At 66.3% G+C, this 21,303-nt stretch carries 19 protein-coding genes and 1 tRNA gene; 10 read left to right on the top strand and 10 right to left on the bottom strand.

Annotated elements, in window-relative coordinates:
• Window position 1 precedes the first annotated feature (1 nt).
• The 6 genes from DXK93_RS05375 to DXK93_RS32265 form a co-directional block, all read right to left on the bottom strand.
• Window positions 2-1,273, bottom strand: a complete 1,272-nt coding sequence (locus DXK93_RS05375) for a glycosyltransferase (protein WP_119449561.1) — start codon at window positions 1,271-1,273, stop codon at window positions 2-4.
• On the bottom strand, window positions 1,270-1,929 hold the full coding sequence (locus DXK93_RS05370; protein ID WP_119449560.1) for a BON domain-containing protein: 660 nt from the start codon (window positions 1,927-1,929) through the stop codon (window positions 1,270-1,272). The genes DXK93_RS05375 and DXK93_RS05370 overlap by 4 nt, the downstream gene beginning before the upstream one ends.
• Before the next feature lie 152 nt (window positions 1,930-2,081).
• Window positions 2,082-4,814, bottom strand: a complete 2,733-nt coding sequence (locus DXK93_RS05365; RefSeq protein WP_119449559.1) for an ATP-binding cassette domain-containing protein — start codon at window positions 4,812-4,814, stop codon at window positions 2,082-2,084.
• Between the two features lie 108 nt (window positions 4,815-4,922).
• On the bottom strand, window positions 4,923-5,321 hold the full coding sequence (locus tag DXK93_RS05360; protein ID WP_233564510.1) for a hypothetical protein: 399 nt from the start codon (window positions 5,319-5,321) through the stop codon (window positions 4,923-4,925).
• Window positions 5,322-5,464: 143 nt separating this feature from the next.
• Window positions 5,465-6,349, bottom strand: coding sequence for a glycosyltransferase family 2 protein (locus DXK93_RS05355; protein WP_255423347.1), 885 nt, complete (start codon window positions 6,347-6,349; stop codon window positions 5,465-5,467).
• On the bottom strand, window positions 6,346-7,002 hold the full coding sequence (locus DXK93_RS32265) for a PIG-L deacetylase family protein (protein ID WP_158598546.1): 657 nt from the start codon (window positions 7,000-7,002) through the stop codon (window positions 6,346-6,348). The genes DXK93_RS05355 and DXK93_RS32265 overlap by 4 nt, the downstream gene beginning before the upstream one ends.
• Window positions 7,003-7,273: 271 nt before the next feature.
• On the opposite strand from DXK93_RS32265, the gene DXK93_RS05345 reads away from it, so the two are divergent.
• From DXK93_RS05345 to DXK93_RS05330, 4 genes are all read left to right on the top strand, one after another.
• Window positions 7,274-7,624 carry a hypothetical protein gene (locus tag DXK93_RS05345; RefSeq protein WP_054453523.1) on the top strand — a complete coding sequence of 117 codons (351 nt, stop codon included), beginning with the start codon at window positions 7,274-7,276 and terminating at the stop codon, window positions 7,622-7,624.
• A 183-nt stretch (window positions 7,625-7,807) separates the two neighbouring features.
• Complete coding sequence (locus DXK93_RS05340) at window positions 7,808-8,764, top strand: glycosyltransferase family 9 protein (RefSeq protein ID WP_119449555.1); 957 nt, start codon at window positions 7,808-7,810, stop codon at window positions 8,762-8,764.
• Window positions 8,739-9,857, top strand: coding sequence for a glycosyltransferase family 4 protein (locus DXK93_RS05335; protein ID WP_119449554.1), 1,119 nt, complete (start codon window positions 8,739-8,741; stop codon window positions 9,855-9,857). The genes DXK93_RS05340 and DXK93_RS05335 overlap by 26 nt, the downstream gene beginning before the upstream one ends.
• Window positions 9,858-9,922: 65 nt before the next feature.
• Window positions 9,923-10,528, top strand: a complete 606-nt coding sequence (locus tag DXK93_RS05330) for a hypothetical protein (protein WP_119449602.1) — start codon at window positions 9,923-9,925, stop codon at window positions 10,526-10,528.
• Window positions 10,529-10,567: 39 nt separating this feature from the next.
• Here the strand turns inward: DXK93_RS05330 and DXK93_RS05325 are convergent, their stop codons facing one another.
• The gene (locus tag DXK93_RS05325) at window positions 10,568-10,957 is read right to left on the bottom strand and encodes an OsmC family protein (protein WP_054453530.1); all 390 of its coding nucleotides are present in this window, start codon (window positions 10,955-10,957) and stop codon (window positions 10,568-10,570) included.
• A 396-nt stretch (window positions 10,958-11,353) separates the two neighbouring features.
• Here DXK93_RS05325 and DXK93_RS05320 point away from each other — a divergent pair, with 396 nt between their 5' ends.
• Genes DXK93_RS05320 through DXK93_RS05310 form a run of 3 tightly spaced genes read left to right on the top strand, consistent with a single transcriptional unit; the run spans window position 11,354 to window position 15,158 of the window.
• Window positions 11,354-11,827 carry a (2Fe-2S)-binding protein gene (locus tag DXK93_RS05320; protein WP_054453532.1) on the top strand — a complete coding sequence of 158 codons (474 nt, stop codon included), beginning with the start codon at window positions 11,354-11,356 and terminating at the stop codon, window positions 11,825-11,827.
• Window positions 11,824-14,115, top strand: coding sequence for a xanthine dehydrogenase family protein molybdopterin-binding subunit (locus DXK93_RS05315; RefSeq protein WP_119449553.1), 2,292 nt, complete (start codon window positions 11,824-11,826; stop codon window positions 14,113-14,115). Before DXK93_RS05320 ends, DXK93_RS05315 begins: the two co-directional genes overlap by 4 nt.
• 2 nt (window positions 14,116-14,117) lie before the next feature.
• Window positions 14,118-15,158: an XdhC family protein gene (locus tag DXK93_RS05310; RefSeq protein ID WP_119449552.1), complete on the top strand. Its 1,041-nt coding sequence runs from the start codon at window positions 14,118-14,120 to the stop codon at window positions 15,156-15,158.
• A 303-nt stretch (window positions 15,159-15,461) separates the two neighbouring features.
• Here DXK93_RS05310 and DXK93_RS05305 read toward each other — a convergent pair whose 3' ends face one another.
• The gene (locus DXK93_RS05305; RefSeq protein ID WP_119449551.1) at window positions 15,462-16,427 is read right to left on the bottom strand and encodes a tripartite tricarboxylate transporter substrate binding protein; all 966 of its coding nucleotides are present in this window, start codon (window positions 16,425-16,427) and stop codon (window positions 15,462-15,464) included.
• Window positions 16,428-16,574: 147 nt separating this feature from the next.
• On the opposite strand from DXK93_RS05305, the gene DXK93_RS05300 reads away from it, so the two are divergent.
• From DXK93_RS05300 to DXK93_RS05290, 3 genes are all read left to right on the top strand, one after another.
• The gene (locus tag DXK93_RS05300; protein ID WP_119449550.1) at window positions 16,575-17,531 is read left to right on the top strand and encodes a helix-turn-helix domain-containing protein; all 957 of its coding nucleotides are present in this window, start codon (window positions 16,575-16,577) and stop codon (window positions 17,529-17,531) included.
• A 107-nt stretch (window positions 17,532-17,638) separates the two neighbouring features.
• On the top strand, window positions 17,639-19,006 hold the full coding sequence (gene glcF / locus DXK93_RS05295) for a glycolate oxidase subunit GlcF (protein ID WP_119449549.1): 1,368 nt from the start codon (window positions 17,639-17,641) through the stop codon (window positions 19,004-19,006).
• Between the two features lie 7 nt (window positions 19,007-19,013).
• Window positions 19,014-20,540, top strand: a complete 1,527-nt coding sequence (locus tag DXK93_RS05290) for an FAD-binding oxidoreductase (protein WP_054453543.1) — start codon at window positions 19,014-19,016, stop codon at window positions 20,538-20,540.
• A gap of 6 nt (window positions 20,541-20,546) precedes the next feature.
• On the opposite strand, the gene DXK93_RS05285 is transcribed toward DXK93_RS05290, so the two are convergent.
• Window positions 20,547-20,623, bottom strand: a tRNA-Arg gene (locus DXK93_RS05285).
• 95 nt (window positions 20,624-20,718) lie between these two features.
• A complete protein-coding gene (locus DXK93_RS05280; protein WP_054451277.1) occupies window positions 20,719-21,303 on the bottom strand; it encodes a helix-turn-helix domain-containing protein in 585 nt (194 codons plus the stop codon).

Genomic DNA, 21,303 nt, shown 5'->3' with positions numbered 1-21,303 from the left:
TTCAAGCGGCAACGCGCGTGACATCGCGCGGCGCAAGCACCGGCGCAGCAGCCATGTGCCGGTAAATGGAAAGCAGGTCCTGCCCCACTCGCTTCCAGGTGTACAGGCGCCGCGCCCGCAGACGCCCGGCCTCGCCCATGCTTGCGCGCATTGCGGGATCGGCGGCCAGTTCCGCCAGCCGCGCGGCCAGGCTGTCGGGGTCGCGCGGCGGCACCAGGAATCCGGTCTTGCCATGCACCACCGTGCTGCGTATGCCGCCCGTGTCCGAACCCACTACGGGCCGCCCGCAGGCCATCGCTTCCACCGGGGTAATGCCGAACGGTTCGTACCAGGGAGTCGTCACGAATACATCGCTGGCGCTGTAGTAGGTGGCAAGTTCGTCACGATGGCGACGCCCCGTGAACTCCACCCACGCGCCGACACCCTCCTCGTCGGCGATTCTGCGCAGGCGTCCGATCTCGGGCGTGGCGCTTTCGTCGGCATCGTCGGAATTGCCGCCCACCACGCACAACCGGGCGACCACGCCATGGCGCCAGCGCAGCCGTCCCAGCGCACGGATGACGTTGTCCACGCCCTTGCGGGGAACCATCCTGCCCAGCTGCAGCAAGGTGTAGGCGTCATCATTCCAACCCAGCGTCGCACGGGCCCGGGCTGCATTCATGGGGGCCATCTCGGCCGCGTCGTAGCCGCAGGGAACGATGTCGATACGGCGCGGGTCGGCGCCGTACAGGCCCACCAGGTCGCGGCGGTCCTGGGGACATTCGGCAATGATGCGGTCCGCGCGCCTGATCACTTCCTCTTCGATGTCGAACCGGGTGTCGGGAAACAGATCCGCCTCCTGCTGGTACTGTCGGCGCACCTTGCCAAGCGCATGGAAGGTCACCGCCAAAGGAATCCCATAGCGTTGCGACACCGGCAACGAGGCCATGGCCGACATGAAAAAGTTGGCGTGGATGACGTCGTAGCCCTGGGCTTGCCGCCCGAAGTAGCGCAGCAGATAGGCCGCGAACTCATCCATGTAGGGCAGCATCTGCTCCTTGGGCAGATAGACTTCGGGGCCGGCAGGCACGTGGATCACCCTCACCCCCGGCATCCAGGCGTGTTCCGCCTGGAGCGCCGCGTTGTCCTTGCGCGTGAAGATATCCACCTGCATGCCGGCCCGTGCCAGCTCCCGCGCGACGTGCGCCACATAGACGTTCTGCCCGCCGCTGTCCACGCTGCCGGCGATGGCCAGCGGCGAAGCATGCTCGCTGATCAATGCGATCTTGTTCATGATGCGTCTCCGGATTGGCGCCCTGCCACGGCGCCGGCGACCCGGATGCGGTTTTCCACGTCCTTGACCCCCGCGCACGCGTCCACGCTGTCTTCGATGCGGTGCTTGGTGCGCCGGTCCGGCGCCGTGCCCTCCAGCGTCACGCAACCCTCGGCAACGCTGACCGACACATCGCTGACGTCCAGGCCGCTGTCCGCAAGGTGCTCGCAGACGATCTCGCGCACGCGCTCGTCGGTCCTGACATAACCGCGTGGGTCGATCCGGCGCGAACCCCGGTCCCGCCACGCCTGAGGGCCGCGGTTATAACCTCCACGCTCCGCGGTCTGGAAGGAAAGGTCTTGCTCATCGTCCCAGGCGGGACGATCCCCGTAGTAGCCGCCCTCCTCGTCGCCGAAGGAAGTCGGGCCGGAGTAAGAGGGTTCGCGCGAACCATATACCTGCTGCCGCTGGTAGGAGGGGTCCTCGTTGCTGAAGCCCCCATAACTGCTTTGGCCGGGATCGGCGCTGCGGCTGCGCAGGCCAGCACGGGTCGTACGCCCGCCCGGAGTTCGCGCGGCCTCGCGCCGGTAGGGCCCATCTCGGGAAGCATCCCGGCCGGGATCCCTGTCGAAATCGTCAGCGTCATGCCGGGGCGCGTATCTTGGATCATGCTTCATTGCTTGCTCCTCTTGCATTTCGTTCGATGCTGGCCGGGCCTTTGCGCGGCGCAGGACGTACGGTTTGAGAGGAGCAAGCAGCGTGCCGCAACGACTCTCCACGAGTCGTATTTTTCAGCCGGAGCGATGCTCGCGGCGCCTGTCGGCACTTCTTACCCGCGAGTGTAAGAAGTGCCATGATCGCCCTGCCCATGTGCGGCCGCGGGCAGCAGAGACCCCACGGTCGCCAGCAGCTCATTGGGGTCCACCGGCTTGGCCAGATGGACCTGGAATCCCGCCAACAGGCTGCGCAGGCGCGCCTCCTGCGTAACATGGCCGGACAGTGCAATAGCGGGCAATCTCAACGCCAGCGCCGCGCCCCGGTCCGCCTCCATCGCACGTATGCGCCCCACGACTTCGTAGCCATCGATGTCGGCCAGCGACAGATCGCAGATCAGCACCTGGGGCCACTGTTCGGCCGGCAGGGCCTCGAACGCCGCCAGTGCCTGCTCGCCGTCCTTGTGCTGGGCAACCCTCGCACCGTGCGAGCGCAGGATTTCGGCAAGCATCTCGCGCGCTTCCTGCTGGTCGTCGACCACCATGATGAATGCGTCGCGCAGATTGGGCAGGCGCATATCGCTGCGCAGCGCCGTCGCCTCCACCGCGCGTACCGGGAAATCGGCGGAATAGGTCAGTCCGCCAGCCGGCGCGAACGCGCTATGGAAGACGCCGCCTTGCCGCTGGACCAAGGCGGAAAGCTGCGCGGGATCAAGCGCGGCCGCGGCACGCAAGGTATCGGGGACATTCAACGAATCGTCAGCTTCCACGGGCGCCGCATCCACCGCGCGCTCCTTGCGGCCGTCGGTCACGGCCAGCCGGGTCATCGGGCCTTCGCGACGCAGCCGGATTTCGATGCGTCCACCCGGCGGCGTGACGGCCACGGCATGCAGGCACAGGTCCCAGACCAGCTGCTGCAAGGTGCTCGGATCCCCCGTGATGCGCGCGGCTTCATTGCCGATCAAGGTGTAGAGGTTCACGCCTTTCTCCTGCGCGATCTCGCGCAGCGCGTCCAGCACGCCTGCCACGACCGCCAGCAGATTGACCGGCTGCCGCGTATCGTGCCCGCGGGCCTCCTCCAATGCGGACTGCTGACGCTGCAAGGCCCACATCTGCGCATACATCCCGTCCTGCGCCAGCAGCGCCTCATGCCGCCCCTGCTCGACCACGCGGCCGCGGTCCAGCACCAGGATGTTGTGCGCATGCACGATGGTGGACAGCCTGTGGGCGATGATCAGCGTCGTGCGCCCGCGGGAAAGCCGCTCCAGTTCGGCCTGGATGGCGCGCTCGGTACGGGTGTCCAGTGCGGACGTCGCCTCGTCGAAAACCAGGATGGGCGGATTCTTCAGGATGGCCCGCGCGATGGCGATACGCTGACGTTCGCCGCCCGAGAGCTTGACTCCGCGCTCGCCGACCGGCGTGTCGTACCCGGCGGGCAGGCTGTCGATGAAGTCGTGCACCCGCGCCCCGCGCGCCGCCTGGACGATCTGGTCGCGGGTGGCGTCCGGCCGGCTGTATGCGATGTTGTAGGCGATGGTGTCGTTGAAAAGCAGCGTGTCCTGTGGAACGATGCCCAGCGCCCGCCGCACGCTGCGCACATTGGCCGTGCGCAGATCCTGCCCATTGACGACGATGCGGCCCGCGTCCGGGTCGTAGAAGCGAAACAGCAGGCGCGCCAGCGTGGACTTGCCCGAACCGCTGCCGCCCACCACCGCCAGCGTAGTGCCCGCCGGAACCGAAAAGTCGATATCCCACAGGATCTGGCGCCCGGGCTCGTAGCCAAAGCCCACGTTTTCGAAGCGGATGTCGCCCGCGCCGGGATCCAGCGCCGGCAGGCTCGCGTCGTCGCCGGTTTCCGCGGGATGGCGCAGCAGGTCGCAAACCCGCTCCGCATTTACGAACGCTTCCTTCGCCTGCCTGAAGATGAGCCCAAGCGTATTGAGCGGCAGGCAGATCTGGATGATGTAGGCATTGACGAGCACCAGATCGCCCACCGTCATCTGCCCGCTCACGACCTGCTGGCCTGCCAGCAGCATGACCGCAGCCACGCCGCAGGCGATGATTCCGCTCTGGCCCACATGCAGCCGCGACAGCGAACGCTGGTTCCGTATTCCGACTTCGGTCCAATCGCCCAGCACGCGGGTCAGTTGCTCGGATTCCAGCGCTTCATTGGCATTGAGCTTCACCGCCTCGTAATTGAGCAGGCTGTCCACCATCCGGCCGCTGGCCCGTGAATCCAGTTCATTGAGCCGACGCTGATAGGCCACGCGTTTGCGTACCAGCACCGTCGTGTAGGTGAAGTAGGCGGCGAAGGTAACGGTGACGATGAGTGCGAACCAGGCGCTGTATCCCATTACCAGGATCAGCACGACGGAAACGATCTCCACCAGCGTCGGCAATAGCGTGAACAGGCCCGTGCCCAACAGGAACCCTACCCCGGCCGTTCCGCGCTCCACGTCGCGCGCCAGGCTGCCGGTCTGCCTGGCGCCGTGGAACCTGGCGCCCAGGCGCTGCAGCTGGTCGAACACGCGTATTGTGAAGTCCGCTACGCTGCGCTGGGCAACCCGCACGAACACCACATCTCGCAACTCGGTGAATACGCTGCCGCCGAATCGCATGAGCGCGTAGCCTAGCAGCAGGAACACCGGCAGCGTCAGCATGCCGGGCCCGCTTAGCGTATCGACAATCTGCTTGAGCAGGACCGGCACCAGTACCATGAGCAGCTTGGCCGCCACCAGCAATCCTACGGCGGCGGCAGTACGGCGCCGGTACTTCCACAGCGCCAGCAGAATGCTACGGGTGACCTCCTTGCGGGCGAAGTCGGTCCCATTGCTTCCGGTTTCCTTCATGGCAGGCTCCCTCGTAGACGGGGGACTGCGCCAGCAAATGCCATTCCGCCGCAACCGGTTTGATGCGTGCCGGCGCAACGCCATCCCGCAAAGCGGCACGCTTTCCGCTCAGGAACGATCCTGCCGCCCCAGAACCACCGCCTTGAACAGATACGCGATGGCGGCGGCGAAGGCCTCGTCGAACCAGGGATTCGCGCCGCTGACCGCTACCACGATGCCGTCGATAGCCACACTGCCCCACACCCGCGTGTCCTTGGCATGCAGCAGATGCGGTTGCAATGCGAGGACGTCGTGGCTGGATCGCCCGGTGCGCCAACTCAATCGCGCCTTGCCGCGGGCATAAGCGCCATAATCGGCGTCCCATTCCCGCGGATCTCCCACGCTTTCTTCGTAAAGAATGGCGCTCGCGAAGTCGCAAGCTTCCGGGCGGGCCAATGGATTCATGATCACCACGTGGAAAAAGCCGCTTTCGCCAACGCCGCTATCGCCGCGTGCGGCTTCGAGCATGGGAAGCGCAAGCTTCACGGCCTGCGCTGCCGCCTCCCGCTCCCAGTAGGCGGCCAAAGGTATGTTTTGCATGAGGAAATCCCTCCCAGTAGGTTTGCCGCGGCACATCGACGCGGGCGGTGCGCAATTCGCATGCCTGAAAGTCAGCGCCCGGCTTGCGTTGACCAGACCTGCTTCAGCTTTGCGCAAATGGAGGCATCCAAGGGACGACGGTGCGCCCGGATCGTCCGCCAGTGGGCGCAAGCGTCACGTAAGGCTTGGATTCGCGCTCCCCACGCGGGCACCCCGCGCAAGATGGAAAGACTGCGGGCCAATGCCAGCGCCGGAGGCAGCCGCAGCCAGGCCGTCCACAGCGCATTGCGCGCCAGCATCCGGCGTCGCAGCGCGCCGTCGCGCGCCAGCGATGGCCAATGGTGGACGTGCAACTGCGGTGCATAGACGATCCGCCCTCCCTCGGCCATGATGTCCTGCGCAAGCAAGGCTTCCTCGCCTCCGATGAAGAACGGCCGCCAATAGCCCCCCGCCAGCCGAAACGCGCCGACTCGCATCACGCAGGCACCAGCCATGAAACCCGTCAACTCCGGTCCCACCCCCGCAACCCGAGGCAGCGGGCTGCAGGCCATGGCCGCGCAGGCCGGGTCCTCGCGTTCGCCTGCTCCCACGCTGATGCAGGCGTTCAAGACGGCGATGTCGGCATGTCGGTCGAGCACGTCGGCTGCACGCTCCAGCGAACCGTGGCCCCACCAGGTGTCATCGTCGCAAAAAGCGACGTAGGGAGTCGTCACGCGCTCCACGCCCAGGTTGCGGCCGGCGGCTCCCAGGTTGGCGCCCGCGCGAATCAACAGCACATCCGGGAACTGGCGCAACACGGTCGACGCGGTGCCATCCGCGCTGCCGTTGTCCACGACGACGATGGGGTGGCTGTCCGGCTGCGCGTTCAGCCGCCCCAAGGTGCGGCAGAGTTCGCGGCAGCGGTTATGTGTCAGCACCACGACGGATACCCGCGGCGGCAAGGTCCATGCTCTCACCCTGGCGCTCCCGGTCCGACGATGCGCCAGTAGCCTTCGGGCTGCGCCGCGCTGGCCGGCAGTCCGCCCAGGCCCCGCAATTGCGATGCGTAGGCCATTACCGCCTGCGCCTTGCGTTCCAGGTCCGAGTTCAGCCGCGCGCGGGCGATGGCAATGCCGCGGGCTTCCAACTGCGCGAGCCGTTCTCGCACCGCGCCCGCGCGCGCACGGTATGGCACGTCCTCGTAGAGAAACCACGAGAGCCGCGGACATATCCGCCATACCCGCAGGCCCGCCTCGCTCACGCTGATGTGATCGTCATGAAATAACCCGAGGGGCAGGGCCACCCGGCGGGCTGCCACGCGGACCAGGGCATGCAACAGCCTGTCCGCAAGCAGGGAAATGTTTGCCTGCCGTTCCTGGCGGTATTGCGAATCAAGAAAGCCCAGGCCCAGGGCGGCGCTCGCCGTGATCCGCAAGGCCTCGCGTTCCTCGGCCATGCGCCCTTCCATCGCCTGGGCGGCCGTCGCGAATCCGCAGCGGCGGTCCCAGTCGGCGGCGCGGTCGGCCCTGTCGGGCAGGCCCGTACATACGGTAATGACGGTGCTGCCGGGATGAGCTTGCAGCAATCCGCCGCAACTGAAAACGGCATCGTCCAGATGCGGCGAAATCACGGCCAGCGGCCCGCCTGGGTCCAAGGAACCTGGACGGGCCGCAAAAGGATGGAGGGGCGTGGCAGGCATGTCTATGTGAATGGGCCGAAATGCGGATGGCGTCAGCAACCGCCATGCCGAAAGCGCCAGGACGGGGGCCGACTGACATGACGTCAGGACGTCGGTAAAAACTTCCGTTCCGCGGACCGTCACAGAGAGAGGAGAGACGGCCCGCCGGCCGGGCATGACGCTTGCGGATAGGTTCCAGCATTTCCCACATAGGAGCGTACTCATGAAAATCCGAGCCTTCACCTACGCGCTGGCCCTGTCCGCCGGACTGGCTTCGGCCGGTGCGCTGGCGCAGTCAGCCATGCCCACCTCGCCGTCCAACACGCCCAACGACAGCACCGCCGTCCCCCCCAACCAGCCCGTGCCGCCCGGACAGAAGCCGCCCGCGCCAAATGCGACGCCGAACACGCCGACCAACCCGCCCAACCTGAACAAGAGCGACCACACCCGGTCGGACATGCACAAGACCGACAAGCAGGGTCGCCACCGCGAAGCCAACGACAACGTGCCCAGTACCAAGGGCGGTGGCGCGGCGCCGCCTCCGGGCTACCCGAACTCGGGCGGTTCCAAGTAAGCGCGCAACGACGACGTGAACGCGAACCGCATACGGGCGTAGTTGTTTAGTTGTGTAAAGCACGTTCGGCAGGTTCTTCACACTCCTTAAAAGACCTCGGAAAGATTCATTCGACTGGATCGATACATTGCGCGGCAGCGGTCTGCGGACCTCCAAAAAACTGCCGTGCAAGCGAGGTTGCCCATGTCGGAAGTCGTCGTCTATGTCAGAAGCCAGCCCCGGCTGGGCGACCAGATCGTCGCCCTGCCGGCGCTCTATCAACTGAAAACCTGGTGGGCTTCCAGGCGGATCCGGGTGGTGGCCCGCGACGACCTGGCCGGCTTCTACCGCGGCGTGCCCTGGGTCGACGAGTTCGTCCGGGCCGCCACGTTCGGTGACTATCTGCGCACGCTCAAGAAGCACACCCCGGTTTGCGTCAGCCTGCATCACAGCAGCGAACGCTTCGGCCTGATCAACCTGCTGCGCCGGCCAACCATGCGCTTCGGTTTTCACAACGCGCGGATGAGCGACCTGGCCTGGACGCACTCCCATCGCAAGAGCATTGCCGAGTACATCGGCCTGGCCAATCTCCGGCTGCTGGCGTCGTACCAGCAGTTCGACGCCGAGGCCGCGGCGCGCCGCTGCTTCCAGACGCTGGCCCAACCTCATCGGCACGAGGAACCAGGGGCCGACGTGGTCATGATCCCTGGCGGCGGCTCCGGCGCGTTCAAGCGCTGGAGCCTGCTGAACTATCTGCGCCTGGCCGAGAGGCTGAAACTGCTGCTGGGCCCGGACACCCGCTTCCTGTTCGTGCTGGGGGAACAAGAGGTCATCGAACGCGACAAGCTCGAAACCATGCGGCGCCCTGAATTTTCCATCGCCTACTGCCGTTCGGTGCCGGAGCTCAGCGCCATCATGCTGCGTGCGCGCCTGATCGTAGCCAACGATTGCGGCCCGTCGCATATCGCCCAGGGCGCCTGCGTGCCCTACGTGGGCGTCTTCAACGAGTCCAATCCGGAATGGTTCTGGGACCGCCCCTACTCCGCCGCGGTCGTGCCCCGCCATCCCCGCGACGGCATCAATTCCATCACGCCCGATGACGTGCTGGGCGCCTGCCGCAAAGTCCTGGAGCATCATGCGCATCCTGCATACGCTGGCTGAACGCAGCTTGGGCGGGCTGGAATTCCGCGTCCTCGAACAATCGGCATGGCTGCAACGCCATGGCTACGAAGTGGCGATCGCGGCTCCGGCGGACAGTGAAATCGGGCGCGAAGCGCGGCAGCGCGGCCTGCGCGCGGTGGACATAGACTTCGATGCCGCCTACTCGCCGGCCACGGTCCTGAAGCTGCGGCGCGCGGTCAAGACGTTGCGCATCGACCTCATCGACAGCCACAGCCGCGCGGACGGCAAGACCGCCGCGCTGTGCCGCGACCTGTGCACGGTCGTCAGGACGCGCCACTTCGCCAAGCCCATGCCCTCCTCCCCGCGGCGCCGGCTGGAATGGAAACTCGGCTGCGACCACGTCATCGCGACCAGCCTGCTGGGCAAGCAGGAAATCGTCGCGGCGCGCCTGGCGCCCGCGCAGCGGATCAGCGTGGTCGGAGAGTGGGCCGCGGACGACTTCTTCCAGTCCGGCGACACGCCGCAATCGCGCCTGCGCACCCGGCAAGCCCTGGGCATCCGCGCCCCCGACAGCGCCTGCGTCATTGCCACCATAGGCATGCTGCGTCCCGAGAAGGGCCAGGCCGATCTGTTGCGCGTGGTGCACCGGTTACGCGGCCTGGGCCTGCCCGCCATCGCGTTGGTGGTCGGCATGCCCACGGCCAGCACCAAGCCCTATGCCTATGCGCTGCACCAGCTGACGGTGGATCTGGGCATCTCCGAGCATGTGGTGTTCGCCGGCCATCGCAACAATGTTGCGGAAATGATCCGCGCCGCCGACGTGGTGCTGGTGCCTTCGGCCACCGAAGCCTGGTCGCGCGTCGTGCCCGAATCGTTCGCCGCGCGCCGCCCCGTGGTCGCCAGCGACGTCGGCGGCTTGCCGGAAATCGTCACGCCGGGTCAGACCGGTTGGCTGGCCGCGCCGGGCGACGTCGCCGGCTACGCGGATTGCATCATGCAGATCCGCGGCGATCCGGAACGAACCGAAGCGGTAATCGGCAACGCCCGGGGCTACGCCGATGCCAATTTCCGGCTTGCGGGCAAGATGTTCAGCACCTTGGAAGCGTACAAGCGGGCGCTGCGTCCCGCCTGACGGGATGAGCGCCTCGGCGGAAGGGGTATCATGGTGCCCCCGATTTGTTTACCCGATTCAGTACCGTGACCAAGCCCGCCCTACTGCTCGTTCTGGCAATCGCCTTGACGGGTTGCTCCAAGCAGGAAGAGACCCCCTGGGAACGGCTTCAAGCCGCCACGCCGCAACTGCAGCTGGCCGCCAACACGCCGGAAGCGGCGGTGAAATCCTGGTGGCAGGTGCGCGACGCGCACGACCGCTATACCGCCACCGCCTGCAAGGAACTGGCCGAACTCTACCGTCCCTTCAGCGCCGCCGAAGACTCGCTGAGCACCGCACAGCTGCAGGCCCGGCAGAACGGCGACCAAAAATGCAGCGTCGAGATCTACGAGCGCAGTGTCGTCAACGTCGATGTCCAATCCGACACGCGCGCCTTCGTCGTCGCCCAGATCCGCAACACCACGCCCTCCACGCCCGGCTTTCCGGTGGACAACGACGAACGCGACCGCAAGGAGCGCGGCGTGCGCATGCAGTACCTGCTGGAACGCGCCGACAAGACCCAGGACTGGAAGATCGCCCAGGTGTATGGCCGCAACCGGTATTGCGAAGTGGCCCCGGTCAACGGCTGGTGCCCGCTGTACAACCAAGCGGCAGGCTCGGCGAATAGTTATGTTTATGAGTTCGGGCAGTAGGTGAGCCTCGGGCAGAAGCGCGTTCTGCCCGCATCCTCTTCAGGCCACCAGGAACACAGCTGGCCGCACCCGCACCGTCTTGCCCAACGTGCGCGCAACCGGCGATGCCTGCGCCGCGTCGCGAACCAGATCCTGCTGCGCCGCCGTCAGCGCCGCAGCGAAGCGCAAACTCACCTCGAATCCGGTTTCGTCATCCAGCCTATCGATGTCCACCTGCACCGTCGCCTCGGGCAACGCAACGCCGGCGCGGTCCGCGGCCATGCCGATGGACATGCAGACACAGGCCGCTAGCGCGCTTTCAAGAAGTTCGTGCGGCCGCATGCCCGCGGTTCCTCCCTTGCCGTCTTTTTGCGTGTCGGAGAGCAGGACGTTTTGGCCGTTCGTTACTTCCACGCCATAGGGCACGCCCACCCGTTTCGCCTTCACCATGCGGGTCTCCTGTCGAAGATGAAAGAGCCGACAGGCTAGGCCTGGATCGGGGACCGGGGAAGGCCAGCGGAGATGCTGGTATGGGATGTGACAGGGTGGACGTCATTGCAGCGCAACCGAAAAAATGGGGCTGCACGCGACCTGGCAGCACGGATACACCGTGCTCACCGACGGGCCGGCCGAAGGCGTAACATCCTCGGGGCTGACCCTCGACGATCCGAAGGAGCCGTTCGCGTGGGCTCCAGGCGCCAGCTCTGGCTCGTCGCCCTTAAGTTCTGTCTGGAACAATTAGGCAGATTTTTTGAATTTTTAGGCAGAATTCCGATTTGAAAAAGTGATTCACTCACGGTTCAGGCAAGCTTTCGCCTGCCATGCCCGCCCACCAAGGATTCCTCCATGACCCAACTTCAAATCAATGGCCAGGCCAAGGATATCGACGTCCCGGGCGAAACGCCCTTGCTCTGGACTTTACGGGATGAACTCGGCATGACCGGCACCAAATTCGGGTGCGGCATGGCGTTGTGCGGCGCCTGTACCGTGCACATGGACGGCGCGCCAATCCGGTCCTGTGTCACCCCGCTCTCCGCCGTGGCAGGCCACAGCATCACGACCATCGAAGGGATAGAGGCGGATGCGGTCGGCCGGGCGGTGCAGCAAGCCTGGATAGAACAGAACGTTGCCCAATGCGGCTACTGCCAGGCGGGCCAGATCATGACGGCGGTAAGCCTGCTCAAGGTCTCGGCGCAGCCGACCGACCAAGACATCGAGGACGCCATGAGCGGCAATATCTGCCGTTGCGGCACCTATCCTCGCATCCGCGCAGCCATCCAGCAGGCGGCCAGGCTCCTCGCCCAGGGAGGCAAGCAATGACGCACACCGCTCAACTTTCCCGGCGCGGCTTTCTGCAGGGCGCCTTGGGCGCGCTCACCCTGACGGTCACGGCCAGGGGTTTGATCACGGCAGCCTGGGCCGCCGAGTCCCCCGCCCAGAAGTACGGCGCTGACAGCATGCCCGGCGGCACCGTCGACGACCCGCTGGTTTTCGTCAGCATCGCCGCGGACGGCACCGTCACCATCGTCGCGCACCGCGCCGAAATGGGCACGGGCGTGCGCACCAGCCTGCCCATGGTGGTGGCCGACGAAATGGAAGCGCGCTGGGACCGCGTCAAGGTCATGCAGGCGCAGGCCGATGAAGCGCGCTATGGCAACCAGAACGTGGATGGCTCGCGCAGCGTGCGGCACTTCCTGATGCCCATGCGACGCGTCGGTGCGGCCGCCCGCCAAATGCTCGAAGCAGCGGCGGCAGCGCGCTGGTCGGTTCCTGTGGCCGAGGTCAAAGCGGTGCAACACGAGGTGCTGCACCAGCCTTCCGGGCGCCGGTTGACTTATGGCGAGTTGGCGGCGGACGCGGCCAAACAGCCGGTTCCCGCGGGCGATGCCCTCAAGCTCAAGGATCGGGCCGAGTTCCGCTATATCGGAAAGGAGCACGTGCGCCTGGTGGACCTGGAGGCCATCGGCAAGGGCCAGGCCAGCTACGGCATGGATATGCGCCTGCCAGGCATGGTCTATGCCGTCGTCGCACGTCCCCCTGTCGTCGGCGGCAAGCTGCGCCGTCTCGACAGCGCCAAGGCGCTGGCCGTGCCCGGCGTGCTGAAGGTCGTGGAGATTCCGCCAATGCAAGGGGCCCCCGCATTCCAGCCCCTGGGCGGCGTCGCAATCGTCGCGCGCAACACCTGGGCGGCCCGCCAAGGCCGCGACGCGCTGCAAATCGAATGGGACGACGGCCCCAACGGCAGCTACGACTCAAGCGCCTACCGCCAGACGCTGGAATCGGCAGCGCGCAAGCCCGGCAAGACCATGCGCAGCCAGGGCGATGCCGCGCAAGCCTGGGCCAAGGCGCCCGAAGCCGAGCGCGTCGCCGCGGAGTACTACGTTCCCCATCTGGCCCATGCCTCGATGGAACCGCCAGCGGCCACCGTCCGGATCAAGGATGGCCGCGCCGAGGTCTGGACGTCGATCCAGAACCCCATCGCCGCGCGCGATGCCGTCGCCGCCCGGCTGAAACTGGAGCCCGCCGACGTCACGGTCAATGTCTTGCTGCTGGGCGGCGGGTTCGGCCGCAAGTCCAAGCCCGATTTCGTGGACGAGGCAGCCATCGTCGCCCGCGCCATGCCCGAAGGCACGCCAGTCAAGCTGGTGTGGACTCGCGAGGACGACATTCATCATGACTATCTGCATACCGTGTCGGTCGAACGCCTGGAGGCCGTTCTGGACAAGAACGGCCAGGTCCAGTCCTGGCTGCACCGCAGTGCCGCCCCCACCATCGCCTCCCTCTTTTCGGAAGGCGCCAAGGGCCAGCAGCTCTTCGAATCGGCCATGTCGGCCATCAACATGCCGTACCGCATTCCCAACGTCCGGGTGGAAACGGCCGAAGTGGAGGCCCATGCCCGTATTGGCTGGTTCCGCTCGGTAGCCAACATTCCGCACGCTTACGCTGCCCAGTGCTTCATCGCCGAGTTGGCCCACCGCGCGGGCAAGGACCCCAAGGATTTCGCGCTCGACCTCATCGGCCCGGCGCGCAGGATCGACCCGGGCACAATGGCCGACACCTGGAACTACTCAGAATCCCCCGAGCTCTATCCCTACGACACGAGCCGCCTGCGCGGCGTGATCGAAGCGGCCTGCAAAGGCGCGGAATGGGGCAGAACACTGCCCCAGGGCCACGGCCTTGGGCTGGCATTCTGCTACAGCTTCATGAGCTACACCGCCACCGTGGTCGAGGTGGCCGTGGATGCAAAGGGCGAGGTGCGCGTGGTGGCCGTGGACATGGCGATGGACTGCGGTCCGCAAATCAACCCCGAACGCATCCGCGCGCAGATGGAAGGCGGCGCCATCATGGGCCTGGGCCTTGCCCTTGCCAGCGAGATCACGTTCGAACGCGGCCGCGTGAAGCAGAGCAACTTCCACGACTATGAAGTGCTGCGCCACAATGCCTCGCCGCGCGTGATCCGCACGCATCTGGTCAACGACGATCACACCCTGCCTCCTGGCGGCGTGGGCGAGCCCCCGGTGCCGCCCGTCGCGCCCGCGCTGTGCAATGCCATCTTTGCCGCCACCGGCAAGCGGATCCGCAGCCTGCCGGTGCGCAGGGTAGCCTAGGCATGGAGACGGTCGACGTCCGCGTGTTGCGCGAAGCCCGCGCCTGGCTGGCGGACGGGCACAGGCTGCTGCTGGCCACGGTGGTCAAGACCTGGGGCTCCTCCCCGCGCCCCGTCGGCTCCATGATGGCGCTGCGCGAAGACGGGCGCTGCGTCGGCTCTGTTTCGGGCGGGTGCATCGAAGACGACCTGATTCATCGATACACCCGCGCCCATGGCACAGGCGCCATCGCGCAAGGCGCGCCTGAACTGGTGCGCTACGGTATCGAAGCCGACGAAGCGCGCCGGTTCGGACTGCCTTGCGGCGGCACGCTGGAGCTGCTGCTGGAGTTCCAGCCGGACTACGAAACGCTGGACGCCCTGGTCCGGCGGCTCGAATCCGGCCAGTTGGTCCAGCGCACCGTTGACGTAGCCACCGGAGCGGTGACATTGGCGCCGGCCTCGACGCCCGCCACAGTGCAATTCGACGGCGCGACGCTTTGTTCCACGCTGGGGCCGCAGTACCGGATGCTGCTCATCGGCGCAGGCGCATTGGCGGAATACCTGGCCACCATGGCCTTGTTCAACGACTTTGCGGTGACCGTCTGCGATCCGCGCGGAGAACAAGTGGGCAGCTGGTCCGTGCCCGGCGTGCACATCACCCGGGCAATGCCCGATGACGCCGTGCTGGCCCTCGCCCCCGACACGCGCACCTGCATCGTCGCCTTGAGCCACGATCCCAAGCTGGACGATCTCGCGCTCCTGGAAGCGCTGCACAGCCCGGCGTTTTACGTGGGCTCCATCGGTTCACGCCGCAATACGGGCATCCGCAGGCAACGCTTCATGGAGCATTTCGGCGAAACCGCCGCATCCCTGGAACGGCTGCATGCGCCAGTCGGCATCAATATCGGCAGCAGGACGCCCGCGGAAATCGCGGTGAGCATCATGGCGGAGATACTTGCCGTGAAGAACGGGGTTGTATTGCCTGCCATCGTCGATGGTTCTTGCCGGGGGCTACCTGCAGCACACGGTCCCGTGGCGATGACCCAACCCCTGACGCCATGAGCATCGCGCCCTGGGTAGTGAAAGGGTAAATAAAAAGCCCGTGCAATACATGGCTCGGAGCACTCAGGTGTGTGCCATACACACCTGGACAGCAAGGAACGGATCAAATAGCTAGAGCGGTCCGAGTGGAAACTGGGAGGAGGTCAGCACCAGCAGTCCCCGTAAGCGCCCCTGTATATCTTGCGGAATTATGTAGGTCATCGAGTCAGCACCTATCACTCATAGCCGGCGGACGGCCAGCTTCCGCCTGTCGACAGTTGCAGTAAAGCAAAGGACAAATTCGGACAGGTCGGCTCCACGCGCCTACTGCACTGGCGACAGGTTCGCCTCCTTGGCGGCCGCGGCATACATCGGAATCTCCCGGGCCATGGTATCGGCCAGGACCTGCGGTGCGCTACCTACAGGATCGATGCCCAGTTCCAGCAGGCGATCGGCCACGGCGCGCTCTCGCACGGCTGCGGATACGGCGTTCTGCAGCTTCTCGATGACGGCTTGCGGCGTGCCCGCAGGGGCGTACAGGGACGACCAGAATGACATTGCGAAATCCGGCACGCCGGACTCCGCGACAGTGGGCACGTCGGGCAACAAGGTAAAGCGCTTCGCCCCCGTGACGGCCAGCGCTTTCAGCCGGCCGCTGCGAATCTGGGGCAATACGGCCGCAGTGTCGATCAGCGCAAAGTCGATCTCGTTGGCCAACAAGGCCGCGACCACGGCAGAGTTCCCTTTGTAGTTGACCACCTCCGCTTCCAGGCCGACGCGCTTGGCGAAGAGTCCGGTCGCGAGCTGGAAGGAGTTGGCGCCCGAGCCTGCAAACAGAGGCTTGCCGCTCTTCTTGCCCTGGCCGACCAGATCGGCCACCGAGCGCGCCGAGCTTTCAGCCTTGACGGTCAGGATCATCGGAATATCCCCCACAAGGGAGATCGGCGCGAAATCGGCGACCGGGTCGTAGTCCAGGTTGTTGTAGATGGCCGGATTGACGGTCATGCCGCTGCTCGGCCCCACCAGCAAGGTATAGCCGTCGGCCTCGGCCCGCTTGACGGCGCCGATCGCAATGGCGCCGCTGGCGCCCGGCCGGTTCTCCACGATGAAGGGCTGGCCCAGGCGGCGCTGCAACTGCTCGGCCATCAGGCGGGCCAGGATATCGTTGCCGCCGCCCGGCGCGAAGCCCACGATCATGCGCACGGGCCGTGCCGGATACTCTTGCGCCGCGACACAGAAAGCCGACAACGCGAGCGCTGCACCTGCCCACAAAGATAGAAACCGTTTCATGCCACGCTCCATTCGTTGAACACAGTACGCCGTTACTGGGGAATGCACGGATGGCCCATTCTCCACTGCCTCGCTACATTGGGCACGACCCAACGTGCCAGCCGATGCCGCTGGCAGCGACAGCACGCAACGGACCCCGGAGCCGAAATGGCGCCTGAATGGCACAACTGGAGCACCCACGATCACGGCCAGCACGCCTTGGCGTTCTGGCAGGATGCGGTCTGCGCCGGTGTGCTCGATTCTGAATTCCGCGCCGAACCCGACGCCGGATTCGCCGGCACCATGTCCAGCCAGAACCGCGCGGGAGTCCGGCTCGTGAACTTCGCGAGCTCCCCGCACATGATCCGCCGCTCCCAGCGGCAAGTCAGCCGTCTCAATGGCGATCACATCATGCTCAGCCTGCAATTGCAGGGCAGCGCCTTGATGTCCCAGGGTGACGAGCAGTTGTGCCTGCGGCCCGGAGAATTCGGGCTGCTCGACACCGGATCCACGTTCGACATCACGTTCCCGGAAACAACCTCGCGCCGGCTGGTGCTGTTGCCACGTCACGCCTTGAGCGCGCGCGCCCCGGGCATGCGGCGGCTACGCGCGCCGGCCAGCCTGCCGGCCGATATGCCGTTCGCGCCCGTGCTTACCGAAGCCATGCGCCTGCTGACCGATACGACGGTGAAACTGCAGGACCGCACCGTCGACACGCTGCTGGATGCCGTCATCGAAATCGTGGCGCTGCATTGCGCATCCCTGGCGGACGCCGCGGCGCCCCCTTCCACCGAACTGAGCTTCGTCGGCGTGAAGCGCCATATCGATACGGCGATCGCCAACCCGGACCTGTCGCCCGCAACGGTGGCCGCAGCCTGCCGCATATCGGTCCGCACCCTACACCGCCTGTTTGCGCGGCATGCCGCCTTGTCGTTCGAAGCCTACGTGGTGCAGGCCCGCCTGACGCTCGCGCATGAGCTGCTGGCGGCCGGCAAGACCCGCACGGTCAGCGAGGCCGCCTTCGCCTGCGGCTTCAACAATCTCTCCCACTTCACGCGGCGCTTCTCCGAGCGATACGGCGAATTGCCTGTAAATCTGCTCAAGCAAGGGCAGACCCGCGGCTGACTGACGCCCTGGGCGGCGTCCACTGACGCGCTGGGCACAGCCCCGCGCACGGCCCGACGGCAGAATGAGCTTCATCCCGGCCCTGGCCGGCAAGCTTCCGTCGCACCATGCCCAAGACCATCACCATTCACCGCCCCGACGCAGTCCGCGCTGCCGCCGAGAGTTGCGTGCATTTCGGCTTCTGCACCGCAGTCTGTCCCACCTACGTGCTCGATGGCGAAGAGCTGGATTCACCGCGCGGCCGGATCGCCCTGGCGCGCGAGATGCTGGACAGCGGCGCAGCGCCCAGCCCGGCCGCCGTGCGCCACCTGGACCGCTGCCTGTCGTGCCTGTCGTGCGAAACCACCTGCGCGGCCGGCGTTTCGTATCACGCCATCATCGACGGCGCGCGTGAGCACATCGAAAAAAGCAAGGCCCGCCCGCTGACGCAGCGCTTGCTGCGCTCAGCGCTGGCCCGGGTACTGACGACCCCCGCGCTGCTGCGTCCGGCCGCGGCCGCGGGCCGGTTGCTGCGCGGCGCCGCCGGCCGCCTCGGCGGCCCGTTGGGCGCGTTGGCCTCCCTATCCAGCGCCCCCGCACTCGCGGCGTTTGCGCCACGCACCGAAGGCACTCCGCAGCCGCCCGCCAACCCGACGCGCCGCGTCGCGCTGCTGGACGGCTGCGCCCAATCGGTGCTCGGCGCCGAGATCAACGCCTCGGCCAAGCGGCTGCTCACACGCGCCGGCATCGCCGTCGTCGACGTGCCCGGCGTGCAATGCTGCGGCGCGCTCGAACTCCACATGGGACGGCGCGAGGCCGCCACCCGGCACATGGAACAGGCCGTCCGCAGCTGGTCGGCCGCGCTGCTGGCGGGGCAGATCGACGCCATCATCAGCACCACATCGGGCTGCGGCTCCGTCATCAAACGCTATGAAGAGCTACTCTCTGACCGCCCCGAACTGTCGACGCAGGTGCGCCTGGTGGTCGAGGCCACTCAGGACATCTCGCAAATCGCCGCCAGTCTGTCGCTGACCGCCAGCGGCTCGGCGCTAGGCCTGGCCGTTTCGTATCACGACTCCTGTTCACTCAAGCACGGCCTGAAAATCGAACGGCCGCCGCGCCGCGCGCTGGGCAAGCTGGACATGGAGGTGCGCGATATCGCCGAATCGCATCTGTGCTGTGGCTCGGCGGGGACCTACAACATCCTCGAGCCGGCCATCTCGGACCGGCTGGGACAACGCAAGGCGGCCCACGCCTCGGCCGGCCAACCGGACGTGATCGCCGCTGGCAACATGGGATGCCTGGTGCAGATCTCGCGCTTCACGCCGGAGCCCGTGGCGCACACGGTCCAGCTGCTGGACTGGGCCACCGGCGGGCCGCCCCCACGCGGTCTTGAAGACTTCCGGCCCAAGCCGCCGCGGGCGGCGGCCGACACTCCAACGCCGGCGGCCACGCCGGTTCCGACAACCGCCGGCAGCGGCGATCTTCTGTGGTGAAAGACGTATGCCTTCCAATGACCCTATCGTAGATTTCGCCCATGCGGCAGCGGCCGAGCTTGGCGCGGACGCGATCTCGCTGAGTGACGACGTCCTCGGACGCTATGGCGAACATACCCTGCCCTGCGCCGACGTGCGCCCCGGCGCGGTCGCCTACCCCGACTCGACCGAGGCGGTGCAAACGCTGGTGCGCCTGGCCAATCGCTTCCGCGTTCAGCTCTATCCCATCAGCAATGGTCAGAACATCGGTCTGGGCACCCGCTCGCCCATCCGTCCCGGCCAGGTAGTGGTGGACCTGGGCCGGCGCATGAATCGCATCCTGGAAGTCAACGAGACGCTGGGCTATTGCGTGCTCGAGCCCGGCGTGAGCTTCCGCGCCATGCACGACGAGCTGCAGCGCCGGGAAAGCAAGCTGATGATCTCGCCGACCGCAGGTCCATCGCAGGGCAGCATCCTCGCCAACGCCCTGGACAAGGGCGGCGGCAGCGGCGCCTACGCCGATCACTTCGGCATGAGTTGCGGCATGGAAGTTGTGCTCGGCAATGGCGACGTGATCCGCACCGGCGACGGCAGCCTGGCCGGTTCCTCGCATCCCAACTGGCACGTCTCCAAATACAGCTTCGGCCCCACGCTGGACGGCCTGTTCTCCCAATCCAATTTCGGCATCGTCACCCGCGTAGGCATGTGGCTCATGCCCCGGCCGCCGCATATCGAACCCTTCTTTTTCACCTTCCCCGACGACGAAGATCTGGGGGAGATCGTCGAACGCATCCGTCCGCTGAAGCTCAGCAATTTCGTGCCGACGCTGATCCGCGCCACCAACGACCTGTATCTGCTGTCCTCGGCGGCCACCAACCCCGAATACGCGGCCAGCGGCGGCAAACACGCGCTGTCCGACGAGGGCCGCGCCGCGCTGCGCAGGCAGTATGACCTGGGATCCTGGACCGTATCAGGCGCCGTGTACGGCGCGAGTCGCGCCGCCGTACAGCCCCAGATCGACCGCATCGCCCAGCATTTCCTGGCCTCGGGCAAGGGACGCCAGATTCCCCTGGAGGAAGCCGAGGACATCGGCCCCCTGCACATCGCCATCAACTCCAACACCGGCGTGCCGACCGACAGCGAATTGAAGATGCTGGGCTGGCGGCCGGGCGGCGGCGCGATCTGGCTGTCGGCGGGTTCCCCGGTCGCGGGTGACATCGTCAATAGCCTGCAGGCAGATGCACGCCGCATCTGCCGCGACCACGGGCTGGAATACCTGCTGTCAAACGTTTGCGGCGCCCGATTCGCCCGCGCCATCCACGCGATCATCTACAACCGCGAGGACGCCGACGAAACCGCCCGCGCCGATGCCTGCTACCGGACACTGGCCAAGCTGTTCGCCGATCGAGGCATTTTCGTGGGGCGTGCCCCGACGATGTATCACGAGTTCCACCAGGCGCAGCGCATGCCGGAGCTGGTGCGAGCTTGCGCATCGATCAAGGCGGCCCTGGATCCGAATGGGGTGATTGCGCCGGGGAAGTACGGTATCGAATGAAGATATTGGCGCGGCAGGAGGGGCTCGAACCCCCGACCTCAGGCTTAGAAGGCCCGTGCTCTATCCAGCTGAGCTACTGCCGCGCGGTGTGGTGATGGCCCGGAAAGGATCCGGGCGCCGCATTTTACCTTGTTGCGGGCGGCTTGGGCGGCCGGCCCGCAATACCGGGGTTTGAACCCTACTCTTCGCCTATATCCGCATGGGTCGACACCCACAGCACCAGGGCGTCTTCGGGGCTCAGGCTGATCACCCGGTGGCCCATGCGGCTGTCTATATAGAAGCTTTCCCCGGTCTTCAGCCGGGCGGGTTCGTAGAACTCGGTGTAAAGCTCGACCTCGCCTTCCAGGACGTAGACGAATTCCTCGCCGCGGTGGCGGCTCCAGTCGTGGAATTCGTCGAAGGAGCGGGCCTTGACCCGGGTGTGGAAGGGCATCATGCGCTTGTGCGACAGCGCGGTGCAGAGCAGGCGGTGGTCGTAGTACGGGGTTTCGTACTGGCGCCCTTCCCCCTGGCGGCTGAGGCTGCGGCGGCCGGTGCCCATGTGGGCGTCGGACGCGGTGAAGAGTTCGGCCACGTCCAGCTCCAGGCCTGCCGCGATCTTGATCAGGTTGTCATAGGTGGGCGACAGCAGGCTGTTTTCGATCTTGGACAACGTGGACGCGGACACTCCGGTGGCCGCGGCCGCCTGCTTCAAGGTCCACGCCCGCGCCTGGCGCAAGGCTCGCAGCCGCTGTGCCAACACGCTTTGTTTGTTGCCTTCCAT

The organism is Achromobacter sp. K91, from assembly GCF_003576205.1.
Lineage (GTDB): Bacteria > Pseudomonadota > Gammaproteobacteria > Burkholderiales > Burkholderiaceae_B > Achromobacter > Achromobacter aegrifaciens.
The sequence above is the reverse complement of the archived record's forward strand: the minus strand, read 5'-3'. Positions and strand labels throughout refer to the sequence as shown.

Bases quoted from the DNA above. Each gene is read 5' to 3' on its own strand.
- DXK93_RS05315 (WP_119449553.1), top strand. From the start codon at position 11,824: ATGACGCACACCGCTCAACTTTCCCGGCGCGGCTTTCTGCAGGGCGCC.
- DXK93_RS05280 (WP_054451277.1), bottom strand. From the start codon at position 21,303: ATGGAAGGCAACAAACAAAGCGTGTTGGCACAGCGGCTGCGAGCCTTG.
- DXK93_RS05340 (WP_119449555.1), top strand. From the start codon at position 7,808: ATGTCGGAAGTCGTCGTCTATGTCAGAAGCCAGCCCCGGCTGGGCGAC.
- DXK93_RS05290 (WP_054453543.1), top strand. From the start codon at position 19,014: ATGCCTTCCAATGACCCTATCGTAGATTTCGCCCATGCGGCAGCGGCC.
- DXK93_RS05310 (WP_119449552.1), top strand. From the start codon at position 14,118: ATGGAGACGGTCGACGTCCGCGTGTTGCGCGAAGCCCGCGCCTGGCTG.
- DXK93_RS05345 (WP_054453523.1), top strand. From the start codon at position 7,274: ATGAAAATCCGAGCCTTCACCTACGCGCTGGCCCTGTCCGCCGGACTG.
- DXK93_RS05320 (WP_054453532.1), top strand. From the start codon at position 11,354: ATGACCCAACTTCAAATCAATGGCCAGGCCAAGGATATCGACGTCCCG.
- DXK93_RS05375 (WP_119449561.1), bottom strand. From the start codon at position 1,273: ATGAACAAGATCGCATTGATCAGCGAGCATGCTTCGCCGCTGGCCATC.
- DXK93_RS05305 (WP_119449551.1), bottom strand. From the start codon at position 16,427: ATGAAACGGTTTCTATCTTTGTGGGCAGGTGCAGCGCTCGCGTTGTCG.
- DXK93_RS05325 (WP_054453530.1), bottom strand. From the start codon at position 10,957: ATGGTGAAGGCGAAACGGGTGGGCGTGCCCTATGGCGTGGAAGTAACG.
- DXK93_RS05360 (WP_233564510.1), bottom strand. From the start codon at position 5,321: ATGCTCGAAGCCGCACGCGGCGATAGCGGCGTTGGCGAAAGCGGCTTT.
- DXK93_RS05335 (WP_119449554.1), top strand. From the start codon at position 8,739: ATGCGCATCCTGCATACGCTGGCTGAACGCAGCTTGGGCGGGCTGGAA.
- DXK93_RS05365 (WP_119449559.1), bottom strand. From the start codon at position 4,814: ATGAAGGAAACCGGAAGCAATGGGACCGACTTCGCCCGCAAGGAGGTC.
- glcF (WP_119449549.1), top strand. From the start codon at position 17,639: ATGCCCAAGACCATCACCATTCACCGCCCCGACGCAGTCCGCGCTGCC.
- DXK93_RS05370 (WP_119449560.1), bottom strand. From the start codon at position 1,929: ATGAAGCATGATCCAAGATACGCGCCCCGGCATGACGCTGACGATTTC.
- DXK93_RS05300 (WP_119449550.1), top strand. From the start codon at position 16,575: ATGGCGCCTGAATGGCACAACTGGAGCACCCACGATCACGGCCAGCAC.